This window comes from Roseivivax sp. GX 12232, from assembly GCF_021272185.1.
Lineage (GTDB): Bacteria > Pseudomonadota > Alphaproteobacteria > Rhodobacterales > Rhodobacteraceae > Roseivivax.
Genome location: NZ_JAJSEC010000011.1, coordinates 72,718 through 91,338 on the forward strand (window position 1 = coordinate 72,718; position 18,621 = coordinate 91,338).

Below are 18,621 nucleotides of genomic sequence, written 5' to 3' on the forward strand. Positions count from 1 at the left end.
GTAGCTTGGCACGCCGCGAAGCGGCGTCAAGCGCGTCCGGGGCGCGGCGGGGCAATTTCCGGGGGATTTCTTGGGTCAGGGCAGGGGAGGGCGCTTGGCGCGTGCCCGAGGCCCGAGCGGGTGAGGGAACCGCCGCGCTCTACGTGTGGCGACACTGTCTTTGCGCAGGCCGCAAGGGTCAGCGGCGGCCTCACCGAGACACTCAGTTTTGGGAGGGAGCGGACCAAAGCCCGCGCCGCTGCCGCGGGGCGGGCCACACAGACCCGCCCCGCCAAATCATGCGGCGCATCCATCGCCCCGCAGCGGCGGCTCCATGGCCCCGCAAAATCAGGCGACGGATCGATCGCCCACAAAGTCAGACGGCGCACCCACCGGCCCGCCGCCCTCCTGCCTCAAACCCCGCTCAGCAACTTCGCGTTGCCGCCCGCGGCGGTGGTGTCGACGCAGACGTGCCGCTCGAGCCGGGCGTGGCCGCGGTCGGGCGCGCCGGTGATCAGCGGCAGGATCGCGCCCTCGCGGCGCGACAGCGCGGCGCGGTAGGCGCGGGCGGTCTTGGTCTCGCCCCACCAGATCGCGGCGGAGAAGCCCGAAAGACGCTCCAGCACCTCGGGCGCCACATGGCCCCCGGCGCTGACCGCCGCGCCGCCGAGCGCGCGCACCGCCTGGGCCTGGGCCTCGGCGGCCTCGCGGCCCGGCCCGAGGCAGAGGACCGGCGGACGCGCGCGGGTGTAGAACATGTTCGACTCCCCCGTCGGCCCGGGCAGCTCCTCGCGGTCGGGCGCGCGGCCGGGCTCGGCGGTCCCCAGCGCGCGGGAAATGCGCTCGAGGCTGGCCTCCTCCTGCCACTCACCGGGCTGCGCCTCGGCGGGATGCCGGCGGAAGCGGTCCACGTAGAGCGGCCCGCCCGCCTTCGGCCCGGTGCCCGAGAGCCCCTCGCCGCCGAAGGGCTGGGAGCCGACGATGGCGCCGATCTGGTTGCGGTTGACGTAGATGTTGCCCGCCTCGATGCGCTCCGAGACATGCTGCACGCGGTCGTCGATCCGGGTCTGCAGACCGAAGGTCAGCCCGTAGCCTGTGCCGTTCACCGCGTCGATCACCCGGTCGAGGTCCTCGGCGCGGTAGGTCGCCACATGCAGGACCGGGCCGAAGATCTCGCGCTCGAGATCGCCGATGCCCGTCACCCGGATCAGCGCCGGGGGCACGAAGTAGCCCTGCGAGGGGATCGGGCAGTCGTTCAGCAACCGACCCTCGGCGCGGGCGGCCTCGATATAGGCGGTGATCTGGTCATGCGCCTCGGCGTCGATCACCGGGCCGACGTCGGTCGAGACATCCCAGGGCGCGCCGATCTGCAGCGCGTCCATGGCGCCTTTCAGCATCTCCAGGAAGCTCTCGGCGATGTCCTCCTGCACGTAGAGGCAGCGCAAGGCCGAGCAGCGCTGGCCGGCGGACTGGAAGGCCGATTCCACGATCGCCGCCACGGCCTGTTCCGGCAGGGCGGTGGAATCCACGATCATCGCGTTGAGCCCGCCGGTCTCGGCGATCAGCGGGGTGCCGGGCTCGAGGTTCTCGGCCACCGAGCCATGGATGATCTGCGCGGTCTCGGTCGAGCCGGTGAAGGCCACGCCCGAGACGCCCTCGGCGCCGGTCAGCGCGCCGCCGACCTCGCCCGCGCCGGGCAGGAGCTGCAGCACCTCGCGGGGGACGCCCGCCTCGTGCATCAGCTCGGCCGCGCGCCAGCCCATGATCGAGGTCTGTTCGGCCGGCTTGGCCAGAACCGCGTTGCCCGCCGAAAGCGCCGCGGCGATCTGGCCGGTGAAGATTGCCAGCGGGAAGTTCCAGGGGCTGATGCAGACCACCTTGCCGAGCGCCGGGTCGCCGGCGGTCTTGGTGGCGTAGTAGCGCAGGAAGTCCACCGCCTCGCGCAGTTCGGCCACCGCGTCGAAGAGCATCTTGCCCGCCTCGCGGTGCAGGATGGCGAAAAGCTCGCCGTAATGCGCCTCGTAGGTGTCGGCGACCTGGTTGAGGATCTTCGCGCGCTCCTCGGGGCTGGCGTCCCAGGGCCGCGCGGCATCGACCGCGGCGCGCACCGTGGTGGGCGTGGCCCAGGTCACCGTGCCGACCTTATCGGCGGGATCGGCGGGGTTCACCACGTCCTCGGTCGCGCCCTTGGGCGCCTCTCCGGCGGTCAGCGGCGCGGCCTGCCAGGCATGGCCCCGGAAGGCGCCGCGCCGGCTGTCGATCTCGGCCAGAGTGGGGCGGTGCCGGGTGTCCCAGCCCATGGAGTTCTTGCGCTCGGGCGAGAAAAGCTCGGGCCCGGTGGCCAGATCGGGGAAGCTCACGTCGTCGAAGGGATCGGCGGCCACGGTCTCGGGCGGCACCTCCTCGTCGACGATCTGGTTCACGAAGGAGGAATTGGCGCCGTTCTCGAGCAACCGCCGCACCAGGTAGGCCAGGAGATCGCGATGCGCGCCGACCGGGGCGTAGATTCGGCAGCGGGTGCCGTTCTCGCGCATCATGATGTCGTGCAGCGCCTCGCCCATGCCGTGCAGGCGCTGGAACTCGTAGACGCCGGTATCGGCGCCCATGGCCAGGATCGCCGCGGCGGTATGGGCGTTATGGGTGGCGAACTGCGGATAGATCCGGTCGGTCATGCCAAGCAGTTTCTTGGCGTTCGCGATATAGGAGATGTCGGTGGCCGACTTCGACGTGAAGACCGGGAAGCCGTCGACGCCCAGCACCTGGGCGCGCTTGATCTCGGTGTCCCAATAGGCGCCTTTCACCAGCCGGACCATGATCCGGCGGTCGAGCCGCTCGGCCAGTTCGTAGAGCCAGTCGAGCACCGGGCCCGCGCGCTTGCCGTAGGCCTGCACCACGACGCCGAAGCCGTCCCAGCCCTTCAGCGCGGGGTCCGAGAGCACCTCTTCGATCACGTCGAGCGAGATCGACAGCCGGTCGGCCTCCTCGGCGTCGATGTTGAGCCCGATGCCCGCCGAGCGCGCGATGCCGCAAAGGGTGCGCAGCCGCGGCACGACGTTCTGCATGACCAGCTCGTGCTGCAGCTCGTCGTAGCGCGGATGCAGCGCCGAGAGCTTGACCGAGATGCCGGGATTGTCGCGGGTGTCCTTGGAGTGGGCCGCCCCGGCGATGGCGTTGATCGCCTTGGAATAGGCCAGGTGGTAGCGGCGGGCGTCCTCCTCGGTGCGGGCGGCCTCGCCCAGCATGTCGTAGGAGTAGGTATAGCCCTTCTCCTCCATCTTGGCGGCGCGCTTCATCGCCGCCTCGATCGACTCGCCCAGGACGAACTGCTGGCCCATGACGCGCATGGCCTGGCCGACGGCGCGGCGGATCACCGGCTCGCCCAGGCGTTTGATCGCGCCGCGCAGGTGGCTGGCGACGCCCGGGTCGCGGTCCTTCAGCACGTTGCCGGTCAGCATCAGCGCCCAGGTCGAGGCGTTGACCAAGGGCGAGGCCGAATGGCCCATATGCTTGCCCCAGTCCGAGGGGGCGATCTTGTCCTCGATTAGCGCGTCGATGGTCTCGGCGTCGGGCACCCGCAGGAGCGCCTCGGCCAGGCACATGAGCGCGATGCCCTCTTCGGTCGAGAGGCCGTATTCGGCCAGGAAGACCTCCATCAGGCCGGGCCGCGCGTTGCCGCGGATCTTGCGCACCAGGTCGGCGCCGGAGCGCGAGATCGCGGCGCGCTCCTCGGGCGACAGGCCCGAGGCCTCGCGCAGCTCCTCGACCAGGGCGATCTCGTCGGCATAGGTTCGGGCGTCGATGTCGTGGCGCAGCTCGCCGGTGGCGTCTCTGGGCATGGTATCCTCCGAAATTTGGCCTAGTCTATTGCCGTATCAGCGGGAAAGCTGACTGAATATCGTTTGAGTTTTGGGCAAAGCGACCGAAGAAAGGGTTATGTGCAATGCAATCGGATATGGCTGAGCTGGACCGCTTCGACCGGGCGATCCTCACCACGCTCGCCGCGGAAGGCCGCCTCTCTGTCACCGAGCTAGCCCGCCGGATCGGCCTGTCGAAATCCCCCACCCAGGCGCGGCTGAAGCGGCTGGAGGAGAGCGGCACGATCCTGGGATACCGGGCCCTGCTGGACCCGATCCGGCTGGGGCTCGACCATGTGGCCTTCGTCGAGGTGCGGCTGCACGACACCTCGGAGCCGGCGCTGGCAAGCTTCAACGAAGCCGTGGCGCGGATCCCCGAGATCGAACAGGCGCATCTGATCGCGGGCAATTTCGACTACCTCCTCAAGGTGCGGACCTCGGACATGCGCAGCTACCGCCGGGTGCTGGCCGATCACATCTCCGCTCTGCCGCATATCGCCTCGACCTCCACCTATGTCGCGATGGAGGCTGTAAAGGAGGACGGTCTCGCCGATGTGACTTGACCGCGCGTCATGCCGGGGCGTCCTCTGGACCCATGATCCGCCTGATCCTTGTCCTCGGCCTCGCGCCGCTTGCCGCCTGGGCCGAGTGCCCGCCGGCCCCGGACCACTCCGAGGAGATCGCGGGGCTTCTGGCCGAGATCCAGTCCGCCGAGCGCGAGATCGAGGCGCAGCGGCTGTCGAACGCGCTCTGGGCGCTCTGGGCCGATGCGCCCGATGCCGCCGCGCAGGAGCTTCTGGACGCGGGCATGCGGGCACGGGAAAGCTACGACTTCCTGCGCGCCGAGGAGAGCTTCGACCGGCTGGTGGCCTACTGCCCGGACTACGCCGAGGGCTACAACCAGCGCGCCTTCGTGGCCTTCCTGCGGGGCGATTTCGCCGCCGCCCTGCCGGATCTCGAGCGCGCGCTGGCGCTGAACCCGCGCCATGTCGCGGCGCTTTCGGGCAAGGCGCTGACGCTCATGGGCCTCGGCCGCGACGCCGAGGCGCAGGAGGCGCTGCGCGCCGCACTGGCGCTCAACCCCTGGCTCTCCGAGCGCCACCTACTGACCGAGCCGCCCGGCCAGGAGCTCTGACACCTTTTCACCGCCCGCCACCCCGGTTAGAGATCGCCCCGGGCCCGCGTGGTGGAATGGTAGACACAGGGGACTTAAAATCCCTAGGCGTAACAGCCGTGCCGGTTCGAGTCCGGCCGCGGGTACCATCCAGAAAAATTGTCAGTGAACGAGGGTTAGCCCCTCACCCCCGCCGGCGCAGGCGGATCACCACGTCGACGCTGGCGATCTCGGCGCCTTCCGGGGCCTCGGGCAGGCGGGCGATCTCGAGCTCCTCGGAGGGGGCGTCGGTCAGCGTGCCGTTGTCTTCCCAGAAGAAATGCGGGTGATCATGGGTGTTGGTGTCGAAGTAGCTCTTCGAGCCGTCGACCGTCACTTCCTGGATCAGGCCTGCGTCGCAGAAGGCGCGGAGGGTGTTGTAGACGGTGGCGAGCGAGACCTTCTCGCCCTGGCGCTCGACCTCGGCAAAGAGGCTCTCGGCGGTGAAATGGCGGTGCTGGCCGTCGCCGATCAGCAGCGCGGCAAGCGTCGCGCGCTGCCGCGTCGGGCGCAGATCCGCCCGGTTCAGCCATTCCGTGCCACGCTCGATTGCCGCAGGGGTCATGGGCGCCCGCATCCTTTCCCGTCTGTCCTTTAGGAATATAGGGTGCGCCCCGCCCTGATTTCAAACGCTTTCCCGTGATCCGCCGCGCGGCTTCGCGGCACTGCGGCGGGCGCGCCGCAGGCTTGCATGGCGCGCAGCCACGGTGATAGTGGGGCAGAAATCTCGACGCCTAGAAAGAAGGGGTGCCCGGCGCATGGCCGATTTTCCGACCAGCTTCGACAGGGACGACCTGCTCAAATGCGCACGCGGCGAACTGTTCGGCGAGGGCAATGCCCAGCTTCCCGAACCGCCGATGCTGATGATGAACCGCATCACCGATATCTCCGGGGACGGCGGGCCGAACGGCAAAGGCCATGTGGTCGCCGAATTCGACATCCGCCCCGACCTGTGGTTCTTCGAATGCCACTTCCCGGGCAATCCGATCATGCCCGGCTGCCTCGGGCTTGACGGGCTCTGGCAGCTCACCGGCTTCAACCTGGGCTGGCGCGGCTGGAAAGGCCGCGGCTACGCGCTGGGCGTCGGCGAGGTGAAGCTGACCGGCATGGTCCGTCCCGACCGCAAGATGCTGACCTATTACGTCGATTTCACCAAGGCGGTGCAGACCCGGCGGCTGACCATGGGTGTCGCCGACGGCCGGGTCGAGGCCGACGGCGAGACGATCTACCAGGTCAAGGACATGAAGGTCGCCCTGTCGGAGAGCTGAGGCCCGCCGCCAGAGACTTATCGAGCAAAGGAGAGAGAGCGCCATGCGCCGTGTCGTCGTCACCGGACTGGGCATCGTCTCGTCCATCGGAAACAACGCCGAAGAAGTCCTGGCCTCGCTGAAGGCCGGCCGTTCGGGCATCACCGCCAACGAGGACATGAAGGAACACGGCTTCCGCTCCCAGATCGCGGGGGACGTGAAGCTCGACGTAAAGGACCATGTCGAGAAGCGCACCCTGCGCTTCATGGGGCCGGGCGCGGCCTATGCCCATATCGCCATGACCCAGGCCATCGCCGACGCGGGCCTCGAGGAAAGCGACGTGGTGAACCCGCGCACCGGCCTGGTCGCGGGCTCGGGCGGGCCCTCGACCTCGGCCATGTTCGCCGCGCATCAGACCGTGCTGAAATCCGGCGCGCCGAAGCGCATCGGCCCCACGGCGGTGCCGAAGTGCATGTCCTCGACGATCTCGGCGAACCTTTCGACCGCCTTCAAGATCAAGGGCATCAACTACTCGATCACCTCGGCCTGCTCGACCTCGCTGCACTGCATCGGCAACGCCGCCGAGCAGATCATGCTGGGCAAGCAGGACGTGATGTTCGCCGGCGGCGGCGAGGAGCTGGACTGGACCCTCTCCTGCCTCTTCGACGCCATGGGCGCGATGTCCTCGAAGTACAACGACACCCCCGAGAAGGCCTCGCGCGCCTTTGACGCGGGCCGCGACGGCTTCGTGATCGGCGGCGGCGGCGGCATCCTGGTGCTCGAGGATCTCGAACACGCCAAGGCCCGCGGCGCCAAGATCTACGCCGAGGTCACAGGCTATGCCGCAACCTCCGACGGCCACGACATGGTGGCGCCGTCGGGCGAGGGCGGCGAGCGCGCCATGCGCCTGGCGCTCGACGGGCTGCCCGAGGGCCGCAAGGTCGGCTATGTGAACGCCCATGGCACCTCGACGCCGGTCGGCGACGTCGGCGAGATCGAGGCCCTGCGCCGGGTCTTCGGCGACGGCCAGACCCCGCCCGTCTCCTCGACCAAGTCGATGACCGGCCACAGCCAGGGCGCCACCGGCGCGCAGGAGGCGATCTACTGCCTCCTGATGCTCGAGCATGATTTCATCACGCCCTCGATCAACGTCGAGACCCTCGACCCGGCGCTCAAGCCCGAGGAGATCGCGACCGAGCTGGTCGAAGGCGCCGGGCTTGATACGGTGATGACCAATTCCTTCGGTTTCGGCGGCACCAACGGCTCCATGCTGCTGTCCCGCTTCACGGATTGACCACAACGGATTACGGACGGAACGCATGAGCGGACAACTGACGGGCAAGCGCGGGCTTGTCATGGGTGTGGCGAACGAACGTTCGATCGCCTGGGGCATCGCCAAGGCCTGCGCCGAGGCGGGGGCCGAGCTGGCCTTCACCCACCAGGGCGAGGCCTTCGGGCAGCGCCTGAAGCCGCTCGCCGAAAGCGTGGGCTCCGACCTCCTGATCGACGTGGACGTGACCGACGACGCCTCGCTCGACCGCGCCTTCGCGGCGCTGGAAGAGCGCTGGGGGCGGCTCGATTTCCTGGTCCATGCCATCGCCTTCTCGGACAAGTCCGAGCTGCAGGGGCGGTTCATGAACACCAGCCGGTCGAACTTCAAGAACTCGCTCGACATCTCGTGCTACAGCTTCATCGAGGTCGCCCGCCGCGCCCATCCGCTGATGGCCGAGAGCGGCGGCACGCTGATGACCCTGACCTACCAGGGTTCGAACAAGGTGGTGCCGAACTACAACGTCATGGGCGTGGCCAAGGCCGCGCTCGAGGCCTCGGTGCGCTACCTCGCCAATGACCTGGGCCGCGACGGCATCCGGGTGAACGCGCTCTCGCCGGGGCCGATGAAGACCCTTGCCGGCGCGGCGATCAGCGGTGCGCGCAAGACCTTCAAGCACACCGACCAGAACGCGCCGCTCGGCGGCAACGCCACGCTCGAGGCCGTGGGCGGCACCGCGGTCTGGCTCGCCTCGGACGCGGGCGCCTGCACCACGGGCGAGATCGTGCATATCGACGGCGGCTTCCACGTGCTGGGCATGCCGCAGTTCGAGAACCTCTGAGCCGGGGAGGGGCCGCCTGGTCGGCCCCTTCGACGGTGTGTGCCCACTCCGCGCCCGCGCATTTGGTCGCGCCCCCGCGCCCCCGGGGAACCCCCTTCCTTCGCTGTCGTTGACAGGGACCATCAACAGGAGGTCCCGCCATGACCGAGCGGCTCACGCTCACCTCGATCACTCCCGTCACCCATGACACCTATCACCTGGTCTTCGACCGGCCCGAGGGGTTCGACTTCACGCCCGGGCAGGCGGTGGACCTGGCGCTCGACCGCGAGGGCTGGCGCGAGGAGAAGCGGCCCTTCACCTTCACCTCGCTGCCCGAGGACGACACCCTCGAGTTCGTCATCAAGTCCTACCCCGACCACGACGGGGTGACCGAACAGATCGCCAAGCTGAGCCCCGGCGACGCGGTGCTGATCGACGAGCCCTGGGGCGCCATCGCCGACAAGGGCCCGGGCTGGTTCATCGCCGGCGGCGCGGGCGTGACGCCCTTCATCGCGATCCTGAAGAAGCGCCTGCGTGACGAGGGCACGCTCAAGGGCTCGACGCTGATCTTCTCGAACCGGACCGAGCGCGACATCATCCTGCGCGAGACCTTCACCGAGATGCGCGGGCTCGACTGCGTCTTCACCGTGACCGACGACCCCGAAAGCCCGCTCTGCATGGGCATGATCGGCCAGGAAATGCTGGCCCAGCATGTCACCCCGGGCGAGGGCAAATGCTACATCTGCGGGCCCGACGCCATGCTCGAGGATATCTCGGCCTCGCTGCGCGAGATCGGCGTGCCCGAAGAGGACATCATCACCGAGGAATTTGACTGAGAGACGCCCCGCGCGCGCCATTCTGCCGCCGCATTCCGTTGCAATCTTTCCGCGCATGGCACGGGTAAAATACATGCGCGATCAGGTCAGCCGCCGGCGGCGGCGCAAGCTCGCCCTCTCTTTCCTGCCGCTCTGCTTCTGCGGGGTGGTGGCCTATGGGGTCTCGCTCTGGGACACCGATCTGGCGCAGGCCTCGAACCAGGCGGCGAGTTTCGTCGCGCCGGGGCCCGGGGCCGAGCTGATCGGCCGGGTGAGCCATGTGCGCGACGGCGACACCATCGAGGTCGGCGGCGTGCCGATCCGGCTGTCGGACGTGGATTGCGCCGAGCTCGGCACCCGCGAGGGCGAGGCCGCACGGCGCGAGATGGACCGGATCACCCGCGGACGGGTGCTGGTCTGCGCGCTGGAAGGCCGGATGAGCTACGACCGCCACATCGCCCGCTGCGAGCGCGACGATGGTTTGGCCCTGCGCGAGGCGATCCGCGAGAAGGGGTATTGCGCGTTGTGAGGGGGGGCTTCGGGGATTCCCGGGGCGTCTGGTGGTTGGGCTGGTGAGGTCCGGCGTTTGATGTGTTGGCCCCTCGTATCGGTGCTCTGCCGGACCTGAGAGGTGAGCGGGCTTCGGAGGTCCCGGGGCGGCTGGTGGTTGGGTTGGGGAGGTCCGACCTTAGGTCCGACCTTCAGACTTTCATCCACTTGTATCGATGCCGTGCCCACCCTGAGAGCAGAAGAGGCTTCGGGGATCCCGGGATGGCTGGCGATCGGACTGGCGAGGTCCGGCGTTCGGTGTTTTCGCCGTGGTAGCGATGCCGTTCCCGCCCTTCTCCCGCCGTGTTGTCCGCCCCCTCCTTCGAGACTGCGCCCCTTAGTGCGCCATCGCAGCAGAGGGCGCGCGCCGGACCGGGGGCCGGCGCTGCTGCCCTTTGAGCGGGGCGCTTTATCCACGCAAGGTCAGGACTAAAGATGAGCTATGCGCTTCGCCCACAAGAGCGCCGGCCCATCGGGCCGGTCCGGCGCGCGCCCGGCACCTTCGGTGCTATTCGGGCGCAAGAGGGGGCAGGTGGCGCTTTAGGTGCGACGGCCGTAGCGTCTTGCACAGCTTGGAAATTGTGTGGCGCGCCGTCCGCGATGACTTCAATGCATGACGTCCTTCACCGCGCGTCCCACGGACGCCTCAAAGAAACGCGCTCCCGGTCAGATCCGCAGGACACCTGCCCCACGGCGACCCCCGCCCCCCACGGCGACACCCACCACCACCAAGACGCCCGTCTCCAACGACCAAGCCCCCCCTCAAAACCACTGCCCCGGCTCCATCAGCCCCAGGTCCAACAACTGCCGCGAGTGCCACTCGAAGGGCACCGAGTTGTGCCAGGTGAACCCGTGGATGTCGAAGGTCGAGCCAGGGTTCTTCTTCAGCGCCTTGGCGGTGCGGAAGGAGACCAGCGCGGCGGTCAGGTTGTTGTGCCAGGGGCAGGCATAGGTGTTGTATTCCTCCTCCGAGAAGGTGTGGTCCTCGCGCAGGATCAGCCCTTTCTTGGCGCGGAAGATCGAGATCCGGTCGATCTTGCGGCGCGCGGCGGGGACGTGTTCCTCGAAGCGCCAGCGCAGCCCGCCGAAGAAGTCGAGCTGCCGCTCCTTGGGGTAATTGTGGTTCGCCGGGTCCTTGCGGGCCAGCGCGTAATATCCCGAGCGGTCGAGGCAGGCCTCGTCGAGCGACACCGCCTCGGGCGCCCGGGCCAGATCGGCGGCGTAGAGGTCGACCACATAGGTCAGCATGGCGTCGCGCCGCTCTTCGGTGTGGAAGGTCAGCATCTCGCCGATGCTGCGGGTCTCGCAGTAGGGGTAGAAGAGGTATTCCGCGTTGTAGCAGTAGAACATCCAGAGCCCCGGCGCGGCCTCGCTCACCCGGGTCACCGCCGCCTGAACCGCGCCCTCGGCCTTGGTGTCGAAATCCACGCGGATCACCTCGGGCACGAGGTCGGGCGGAAGGCTCAGCGCGGGCGGCATGAAGACCAGCACCCGGGCAAAGCCCGAATGCATGTGGTGCCGGATCGTGGTGTCGAGCTCGACCCCGTCTTCGGCGAAGATCATCGCAAGCGGGCCCTGCGACAGCGCCCCGCCGGGGGCGCGCAGGAAGGCGCTGAGGGATGTGAACTGCATGGCTGTCCGCGGCTTTTCCGCGAAGCGTCCCGAAATTCGCCCCGCATTGCAAGCCAAAGGGATTCTGCGTTATGAGCCGCGCTCATCCCGGCCTCGAAGGAATGTCGCATGACCCAGCCCAAGAAGCTCTTCGTCAAGACCTATGGCTGCCAGATGAACGTCTATGACAGCGAGCGCATGTCCGAGGCGCTGGCGGGCGAGGGCTACGTCGAGACCGACAGCCCCGACGACGCCGACATGATCCTGCTCAACACCTGCCACATCCGCGAGAAGGCGGCCGAGAAGGTCTATTCCGAACTGGGCCGCTACAAGGGGCTCAAGGCCGAGAAGCCGGACCTCAAGATCGGCGTGGCGGGCTGCGTCGCCCAGGCCGAGGGCGCCGAAATCATGCGCCGCCAGCCCATGGTCGACATGGTCGTGGGCCCGCAGAGCTATCACCGGCTGCCGGCCCTGCTGAAGCAGACCGGAGAGGGCGCCAAGGCGCTCGACACCGATTTCCCCGAGGAAGACAAGTTCGAGCACCTCAAGGCCCGCCCCAAGGCGCGCCGGGCGCCGGCGGCCTTCCTGACCGTGCAGGAGGGCTGCGACAAGTTTTGCGCCTTCTGCGTGGTGCCCTATACCCGCGGCGCCGAGGTCTCGCGCCCGGTCGAGCGCATCCTGCGGGAGGCCCGCGACCTGGTGGAGCGCGGCGTGCGCGAGATCACCCTTCTGGGCCAGAACGTGAACGCTTACCACGGCGTCGGCCCCGATGGCGCCGACTGGTCGCTGGCGCGGCTGATCCGGGCGCTCGACGGGGTCGACGGGCTGGAGCGGATCCGCTTCACCACCTCGCATCCCAACGACATGGACGACGACCTGATCGCCGCGCATGGCGAGGTCGCCAAGCTGATGCCCTATCTGCACCTGCCGGTGCAGGCAGGCTCGGACAAGATCCTGAAGCGGATGAACCGCCAGCACACCGCCGAGAGCTACCTCAAGGTGATCGAACGGCTGCGCGCGGCGAGGCCCGACCTGCACCTCTCGGGCGATTTCATCGTGGGTTTCCCCGAGGAGACCGAAGAGGACTTCCAGGCGACCATGGATCTGGTCCGCGCGGTGGAATACGGCTCGGCCTTCTCCTTCAAGTATTCGCCGCGCCCCGGCACCCCGGCGGCAGAGCGCGCCCAGGTGCCCGAGGACGAAAAGACCGACCGGCTGCAGCGGCTGCAGGCGCTGCTGACCGAGCAGCAGCGCGCGCTTCAGGACGCCATGGTCGGCCGCGAGGTCGGTGTGCTGTTCGAGAAGGCGGGAAGGCTGCCGGGCCAGATGGTCGGCAAGTCGGAATACCTGCACGCGGTGCATGTGGCGGGCATCGAGGGCCAGGTGGTCCCGGGCGACCTGCGCCGGGTGCGGATCACCGAGAGCGGGCCGAACTCGCTGACCGGCGAGCTGGCCTGAGCCGCGCGCCGCGCGCAAAGGCGCCCGGCCGGGCAGAGGCCCGGGCCAGGGCGGCCCTTACGTTTCCCTTGGGCTGAGGCCCCCGCTCAATGCGGCAGGGGCTTCCGCGACCGGGCGTCGTAATAGATCCGCAGCATCTCGGACTTCAGCCCCTCGGGGTTGTTCACCAGCCGGTCGTCGCGGCAGATGCGCTCGGCGATGGCATGGGCGGTCGGGAAGTCGTAGCCGATGGCCACGAGGCTATCCACGAAGTTGGAATTCGGGCGGTCCCAGATGACCTCGTTCCAGGGGCCGCGGAAGCAGCTGACCACGATGGTCCCGCCCTTGAACCGCGGCAGGTCGTCCTTGTGATAGCCCGATTTATGCCCCCCGGCGAAGGCCGGAAGCGCAAGCCCGGCCGCCAGGACCAGGGTAACAAGTGCCGTCTTCATGTGATTTCCCCCTCACATCCGCGCGGTCGCAGGGCGACGCGAGGAGAGGGTAGCCAGAAAGCCCGCAAGCGCCCAATAAAAACCACGTTTCAACCGCATGAGCGCCGCTTTTCACGCCCGATTCCCGCATAGCGGGAATATTTGTCCGGCATTTGACGACAATTGCGACCTTTAATCACGATTGTTCCGCCGATGCGGGCCCGCCCATGCCGCCAGGCCACAGCCCGCGCGGCGAATCTAGTTTTTCCTTCCCAGCCGGGCTTTTGTCGGTAATGTGTTGATCACAGTGGCTAAAGGCCTCTCGTTGCCAAACCTGCGAGGCCGGGCCAAAGGGCATTGGGTTAACGGATAGGGGAACGAAGGCTGTGCCGCATTCCATTTACAATTGTGCCAGGGCCGCCCTGCTGAGCGTCGCGGTCGCCGCGACGGCCCTGCTGCCCGGCGTCACCCGGGCCGACACCGCCGAGGCGCGGGTGCCGGTGATCTCCTCGCAGAGCACCACCACGATCCGGGGCGAACGCTACATTCCCGGCATCTGGGTCGATCCCGACGGCTGCGAGCACTGGGTCATGGACGACGGCGTCGAGGGCTACATGAGCCCGCACGTCAACCGGAAGGGCATCCCGGTCTGCCGGCGCGGCAACCTCTGCGGGGTGATGAACACCGACCAGTTCTTCGCCACCGACAGCTACCGCATCAGCCCCGCGGGCCAGGCCCGGCTGGCGGAATTCTTCCGCTCGGCCAGCGCCACCGCCTATGTGATCGTCGGCCATACCGACAGCCGGGCCAGCGATGCCTACAACATGAAGCTCAGCTACAACCGCGCCAATTCGGTCGCGGCGGTGGCCTCTTCGGTCGGGGCGCGGATCTCCGATGTGCGCGGCTACGGCGAACGGATGCCGGCCGCCTCCAATGCCACGGCGGAGGGCATGGCCAAGAACCGCCGGGTCGAAGTGATCTGCATCCGCTGAGGGGAACGAGGGACATGGATATCAAGAAATTCGCTCTGCTGAGCCTCGGTGCGCTGGCGCTCGCGGGCTGCGAGGTGGTCGACGGCTTCGGCGCCTACGGGCCGGACAAATCGGTCGATCGCGGCATCGATTCCGACGACCTGTCGACCATGCGCGCGGGCATCTGGGTCGATCCCAACGGCTGCGACCACTGGATCATCGACGACGGCGTGGAGGGCTACCTCTCGGCGCGGCTCGACAAATACGGCCGCCCGGTCTGCTCGGGCTCGGCGCCGCCGACCGTGGCCACGGGCGACTTCAAGCAGGGCTCGACCTCGATCATCGGCGACCCGCTCTGAGCGCTCGCCTCATCCCGGCTGACGCGCCGCGCGGAGTGTTGCTTCGCGCGGCGTTTTTACCTGCGAAGCGCCGCTCCGCAGCGTCAAGAGGCTTGCCCTTTCCGGGCCCGCTTGGGACACTGAACCCAGACTCGCGACAACGGAGCATTGCGTGACGACAGGCACCCTGACCGACGCCTCAATCGAATTTCCCGACAACCGCTTGCTGATCGAGCTCTGTGGCGAGTTCGACCGCAATCTCACCGACATAGAGGGCCGCCTGGGCGTGCAGATCCTGCGCCGCGGCAACCAGCTTGCGATCCACGGCGAAGCGGAGGCGCAGAAAGAGGCCGTGGAGGTGCTGACCAGCCTCTACAACCGCCTCGAACAGGGCAAGGAGGTGGGCCGCGGCGACATCGACCGCGAGTTCCGCACCAGCAGCCCCGAAGAGCCGGGCGAGGACCAGCTCGAGATGTTCGGCGGCGGCACCATCGAGATCAAGACGCGCAAGAAGCTGGTCGAACCCCGGACCGAGGCGCAGAAGGCCTATGTCCGCAGTCTCTACGAGCACGAGCTGGCCTTCGGCATCGGGCCCGCGGGCACCGGTAAGACCTATCTCGCCGTCGCGGTGGGCGTGAACATGTTCATCAACGGGCTGGTGGACAAGATCATCCTCTCGCGTCCCGCCGTCGAGGCGGGCGAGCGTCTGGGCTTCCTGCCCGGCGACATGAAGGAGAAGGTCGATCCCTACATGCAGCCGCTCTACGACGCGCTGAACGACTTCCTGCCCGGCAAGATGCTGGCGCGCATGATGGAGGAAAAGACCGTCGAGATCGCGCCCCTGGCCTTCATGCGCGGGCGCACGCTCTCCAATGCCTTCGTGGTGCTCGACGAGGCGCAGAACGCCACCTCGATGCAGATGAAGATGTTCCTCACCCGCCTGGGCGAGGGCTCGCGCATGGTGATCACCGGCGACCGCAGCCAGGTCGACCTGCCGCGCGGGGTGCAATCGGGCCTGAAGGACGCCGAGCGGCTGCTGACCGGCATCCCGAACATCTCGTTCAACTATTTCACCGGCAAGGACGTGGTGCGCCATCCGCTGGTCGCCGCGATCATCGACGCCTACGACAAGGACGCCGAGGCCGGGTGAGAGATCCGTGCTGACCGAGACCATCCTCGAAGACGAGAAATGGCTGGCGCTGGACCTTCCGGCGCTGGCCGAACGCGGAGCCGAGGCGGCGCTGCGGCACCTGGGGCTGGACCCGGAGCTCTTCGAGATCGCGGTCCTGGGCTGCACCGACGGGCGGATCGCCGCGCTGAACGCCGATTTCCGCGGCAAGGCGGCGCCGACCAACGTGCTCTCCTGGCCCGAGGAGGACCTCGCCCCCGAGGCTCCGGGCGCCGAGCCGCATCTGCCGCTGCCGGGCACCGCCGAGGAGCCCTGGTTTCTCGGCGACATCGCCATCGCGCGCGAAACCTGCCTGCGCGAGGCCGCCGAGGAGCGGCTTCCCGCCGAGGATCACGTCCTTCATCTCATCGTGCATGGCGTGCTGCATCTTCTGGGCCACGATCACATCCGTGACGAGGACGCCACATTGATGGAACGGCGCGAGGCACAAATACTTGGCACATTGGGGGTCCCGGACCCATATCCTCGGGACGGGGCCCCATGAGGTCCGATCAGAACAGGAACAGGAATGGGCGACAGCGACGCATCGTCTAGCGCGGCGCCGGGCGCGCACGAAGACAACGACACCGACAGGCCGGGGTTCTTCCGCCGGCTCTTCGACGGCTTCGGCGGCAGCGCCGAGCCGCAGGAGGACGCACCCCCGGGCACGGGCGAGGTGCGCCACCGCAGGCATGGGCTGGCGAACCTGCGCCGGATGCGGGTCGACGACGTGTCGATCCCCAAGGCCGACATCGTCGCCGTGCCGGACACGATCACCAAGGACGACCTGGTCAAGGTCTTCCGCGAAAGCGGGCTGACCCGGCTGCCGGTCTATTCGGGCACGCTCGACACGCCGGTGGGCATGGCGCACCTGAAGGATTTCGCGCTGATGCACGGGTTCAACGGCGCGGGCGCGCGGTTCAATCTCAAGAAGATCCTGCATCCGCTTCTCTTCGTGCCGCCCTCCATGCCGATCGGGGTCCTGCTGACCAAGATGCAGACCGAGCGGCGCCACATGGCGCTGGTGATCGACGAATACGGCGGGGTCGACGGGCTGGTGACCATCGAGGACCTGATCGAACAGGTCATCGGCGAGATCGAGGACGAACACGACACCGAAGAGGGCAAGAACTGGCGGCTGGAAAAGACCGGCTGCTATCTCGCGCTCGCGAAGACCAACCTCGAGGAGTTCGAGCAGGAGATTGGCATCGGCCTGACCGAAGAGGAAGAGATCGACGGCGAGGAGATCGAGACCCTGGGCGGGCTGGTCTTCGTGCTGGCCGGCCATGTGCCCGCGCGCGGCGAAGTGGTGCCGCATCCCGCCGGCCTCGAGTTCGAGGTGGTCGATGCCGACCCGCGCCGGATCAAGCGGCTGCGCGTGCGCCTGCCGGGCGCGCTGGGCGCGGCCACGGCCGGCGCCCGCGTGGTGGAGGCCCAGGCGCGCCAGGATGGCTGAGACCGGCCTGGCGGCGCTGACCCGTCTCGGCCGGGACCGCCCGGCGCTTTGGGGCCTGGGCTTCGGCCTGGTCTTCGCCGCGGGGCAGGCGCCCCTGAACCTCTGGTATCTCGCGCTTCCGGCCCTGGTGGGGCTGCTGGTCGTCTTCCGGCGGCAAAGCGCCCCGCGGGCCGCCGGCTGGACCGCCTGGGCCTTCGGGGTCGGCTATTTCGGCCTCTCGATGTCCTGGCTGGTCGAGCCTTTCCTGATCGAGGCGGCGGTGACCGGCTGGATGGCGCCCTTCGCGCTGGTGCTGGCGGCGGCGGGGCTGGCGCTTTTCTGGGCCTGGCCCGCCTGGGCCGCGGCGCGGCTCGGGGCGCCCTGGCTCATCGTGCCGCTCTGGGCGCTGTCGGAGCTGGCGCGAGCCTATGTGCTGACCGGCTTTCCCTGGGGGCTCCTGGCCTATCTCTGGGCGCCGACGCCCGCCGCGCAATGGCTGGCCTTCATCGGTCCGCACGGGCTGACGCTGGCGACCCTGGCCCTGGCCGCGCTGGCGGCCGCGGGCCTCGCCACCCGCCGGGCGGCGCCGCTTTTGGGCGCGCTGGCGCTGGGTGCGCTGCTCTTGGGCGGCGGGGCGCTGCGGCTGCCCGCGCCTGCGCAAGACGAAGGCCGCCCCGTGGTCCGCATCGTCCAGCCCAACGCCCCCCAGGACGAGAAATGGCAGCGCGAGAACGCCCGGCGTTTCTTCGCCCGGCTGATCGAGGCCAGCGCCGCGGGGCCGCGCCCCGAGTTGATCCTCTGGCCTGAGACCGCGCTGCCCATGCTGCTCAACCACGCGGGCGAGGCGCTCTCCGTGGCCTCCGAGGCGGCGGGCCCGGTGCCCTTGGTCTTCGGCATCCAGCGCGAGGAGGGCGGGCGCTACTACAATTCCGCCGCGCTGATGACCGCCGAGGGCGAGATCGCCCAGACCTACGACAAGCATCACCTGGTGCCCTTCGGGGAATACATGCCCGCCGCCTGGTTCTTCCGGCACATCAATGTCTCGGGCCTCGCCCAGCGGGCGGAATACGGCTATTCCGCCGGGCCCGGTCCGGCGCTTCTGGACCTTGGAGACCTGGGCCGGGCGCTGCCGCTCATCTGCTACGAGGCGGTCTTTCCCCAGGACGTGGGCGGCGCGCCGGGGCGGGCCGCGATGATCCTGCAGCTGACCAATGACGCCTGGTTCGGCACCTGGTCGGGGCCCTACCAGCACCTCATGCAGGCGCGGATGCGGGCCATCGAACAGGGGCTGCCGGTCCTGCGCGCGGCCAACACCGGGGTCTCGGCGGTGATCGACGCCCACGGCCGGACCACCGCCGCGCTGGGCCTCGGCGAGACCGGATACATCGACGCGGCGATCCCCGCGCCGCTGCCGCCGACGCCCTATGCGCGCACGGGCGACCTGCCGGCGCTGCTGTTGCTTCTGGGTGTCGCGGGGCTCGGCCTCCTTCTGGCCCGGCGCAATCGCATTGACCCCGGCGCGGCGGGGCTCTAGCAGTTCAGG

18 protein-coding genes and 1 tRNA gene are annotated in these 18,621 nt (G+C 68.6%); 15 read left to right on the plus strand and 4 right to left on the minus strand.

The window, feature by feature from the left end:
- Positions 1-392: 392 nt before the first annotated feature.
- Entirely contained in the window at positions 393-3,815 is a 3,423-nt protein-coding gene (gene putA / locus LR948_RS16550) for a bifunctional proline dehydrogenase/L-glutamate gamma-semialdehyde dehydrogenase PutA (protein ID WP_232755197.1), read from the minus strand.
- Between the two features lie 116 nt (positions 3,816-3,931).
- On the opposite strand from putA, the gene LR948_RS16555 reads away from it, so the two are divergent.
- The 3 genes from LR948_RS16555 (at position 3,932) to LR948_RS16565 (ending at position 5,096) form a co-directional block, all read left to right on the plus strand.
- Positions 3,932-4,396 carry an Lrp/AsnC family transcriptional regulator gene (locus LR948_RS16555; RefSeq protein WP_370634994.1) on the plus strand — a complete coding sequence of 155 codons (465 nt, stop codon included), beginning with the start codon at positions 3,932-3,934 and terminating at the stop codon, positions 4,394-4,396.
- Positions 4,397-4,428: 32 nt separating this feature from the next.
- Positions 4,429-4,968, plus strand: a complete 540-nt coding sequence (locus tag LR948_RS16560) for a tetratricopeptide repeat protein (protein WP_232755199.1) — start codon at positions 4,429-4,431, stop codon at positions 4,966-4,968.
- A 42-nt stretch (positions 4,969-5,010) separates the two neighbouring features.
- A tRNA-Leu gene (locus LR948_RS16565) sits at positions 5,011-5,096 on the plus strand.
- A 35-nt stretch (positions 5,097-5,131) separates the two neighbouring features.
- On the opposite strand, the gene irrA is transcribed toward LR948_RS16565, so the two are convergent.
- Positions 5,132-5,551 carry an iron response transcriptional regulator IrrA gene (gene irrA / locus LR948_RS16570; protein ID WP_232755200.1) on the minus strand — a complete coding sequence of 140 codons (420 nt, stop codon included), beginning with the start codon at positions 5,549-5,551 and terminating at the stop codon, positions 5,132-5,134.
- 193 nt (positions 5,552-5,744) lie between these two features.
- Here irrA and fabA point away from each other — a divergent pair, with 193 nt between their 5' ends.
- The 5 genes from fabA (at position 5,745) to LR948_RS16595 (ending at position 9,667) form a co-directional block, all read left to right on the plus strand.
- Positions 5,745-6,254, plus strand: a complete 510-nt coding sequence (fabA, locus tag LR948_RS16575; protein ID WP_232755201.1) for a bifunctional 3-hydroxydecanoyl-ACP dehydratase/trans-2-decenoyl-ACP isomerase — start codon at positions 5,745-5,747, stop codon at positions 6,252-6,254.
- Positions 6,255-6,297: 43 nt separating this feature from the next.
- Positions 6,298-7,527, plus strand: coding sequence for a beta-ketoacyl-ACP synthase I (fabB, locus tag LR948_RS16580; protein WP_232755202.1), 1,230 nt, complete (start codon positions 6,298-6,300; stop codon positions 7,525-7,527).
- 25 nt (positions 7,528-7,552) lie between these two features.
- Entirely contained in the window at positions 7,553-8,344 is a 792-nt protein-coding gene (locus LR948_RS16585; protein ID WP_232755203.1) for an enoyl-ACP reductase, read from the plus strand.
- 140 nt (positions 8,345-8,484) lie between these two features.
- A complete protein-coding gene (locus LR948_RS16590) occupies positions 8,485-9,159 on the plus strand; it encodes an FAD-binding oxidoreductase (RefSeq protein ID WP_232755204.1) in 675 nt (224 codons plus the stop codon).
- Positions 9,160-9,232: 73 nt separating this feature from the next.
- Entirely contained in the window at positions 9,233-9,667 is a 435-nt protein-coding gene (locus tag LR948_RS16595) for a thermonuclease family protein (RefSeq protein WP_232755205.1), read from the plus strand.
- Positions 9,668-10,449: 782 nt separating this feature from the next.
- Here LR948_RS16595 and LR948_RS16600 read toward each other — a convergent pair.
- Positions 10,450-11,319, minus strand: a complete 870-nt coding sequence (locus LR948_RS16600; RefSeq protein WP_232755206.1) for a hypothetical protein — start codon at positions 11,317-11,319, stop codon at positions 10,450-10,452.
- A gap of 108 nt (positions 11,320-11,427) precedes the next feature.
- Between LR948_RS16600 and miaB the strand changes: the two genes are divergently transcribed.
- The gene (gene miaB / locus LR948_RS16605; protein ID WP_232755207.1) at positions 11,428-12,756 is read left to right on the plus strand and encodes a tRNA (N6-isopentenyl adenosine(37)-C2)-methylthiotransferase MiaB; all 1,329 of its coding nucleotides are present in this window, start codon (positions 11,428-11,430) and stop codon (positions 12,754-12,756) included.
- Positions 12,757-12,842: 86 nt separating this feature from the next.
- Here miaB and LR948_RS16610 read toward each other — a convergent pair whose 3' ends face one another.
- Positions 12,843-13,187, minus strand: coding sequence for a hypothetical protein (locus LR948_RS16610; protein WP_232755208.1), 345 nt, complete (start codon positions 13,185-13,187; stop codon positions 12,843-12,845).
- A gap of 473 nt (positions 13,188-13,660) precedes the next feature.
- Here LR948_RS16610 and LR948_RS16615 point away from each other — a divergent pair, with 473 nt between their 5' ends.
- From LR948_RS16615 to lnt, 6 genes are all read left to right on the plus strand, one after another.
- Positions 13,661-14,158, plus strand: a complete 498-nt coding sequence (locus LR948_RS16615) for an OmpA family protein (protein ID WP_232755232.1) — start codon at positions 13,661-13,663, stop codon at positions 14,156-14,158.
- 14 nt (positions 14,159-14,172) lie between these two features.
- Positions 14,173-14,496: a hypothetical protein gene (locus tag LR948_RS16620; protein WP_232755209.1), complete on the plus strand. Its 324-nt coding sequence runs from the start codon at positions 14,173-14,175 to the stop codon at positions 14,494-14,496.
- Positions 14,497-14,647: 151 nt separating this feature from the next.
- Positions 14,648-15,625, plus strand: a complete 978-nt coding sequence (locus LR948_RS16625) for a PhoH family protein (RefSeq protein WP_232755210.1) — start codon at positions 14,648-14,650, stop codon at positions 15,623-15,625.
- A gap of 7 nt (positions 15,626-15,632) precedes the next feature.
- Positions 15,633-16,148 (plus strand): rRNA maturation RNase YbeY, encoded by a 516-nt coding sequence (gene ybeY / locus LR948_RS16630; protein WP_232755211.1) that lies wholly within the window; start codon positions 15,633-15,635, stop codon positions 16,146-16,148.
- 24 nt (positions 16,149-16,172) lie between these two features.
- Positions 16,173-17,099 (plus strand): transporter associated domain-containing protein, encoded by a 927-nt coding sequence (locus LR948_RS16635; protein WP_232755212.1) that lies wholly within the window; start codon positions 16,173-16,175, stop codon positions 17,097-17,099.
- Complete coding sequence (lnt, locus tag LR948_RS16640; RefSeq protein ID WP_232755213.1) at positions 17,092-18,612, plus strand: apolipoprotein N-acyltransferase; 1,521 nt, start codon at positions 17,092-17,094, stop codon at positions 18,610-18,612. Before LR948_RS16635 ends, lnt begins: the two co-directional genes overlap by 8 nt.
- Positions 18,613-18,621 lie beyond the last annotated feature (9 nt).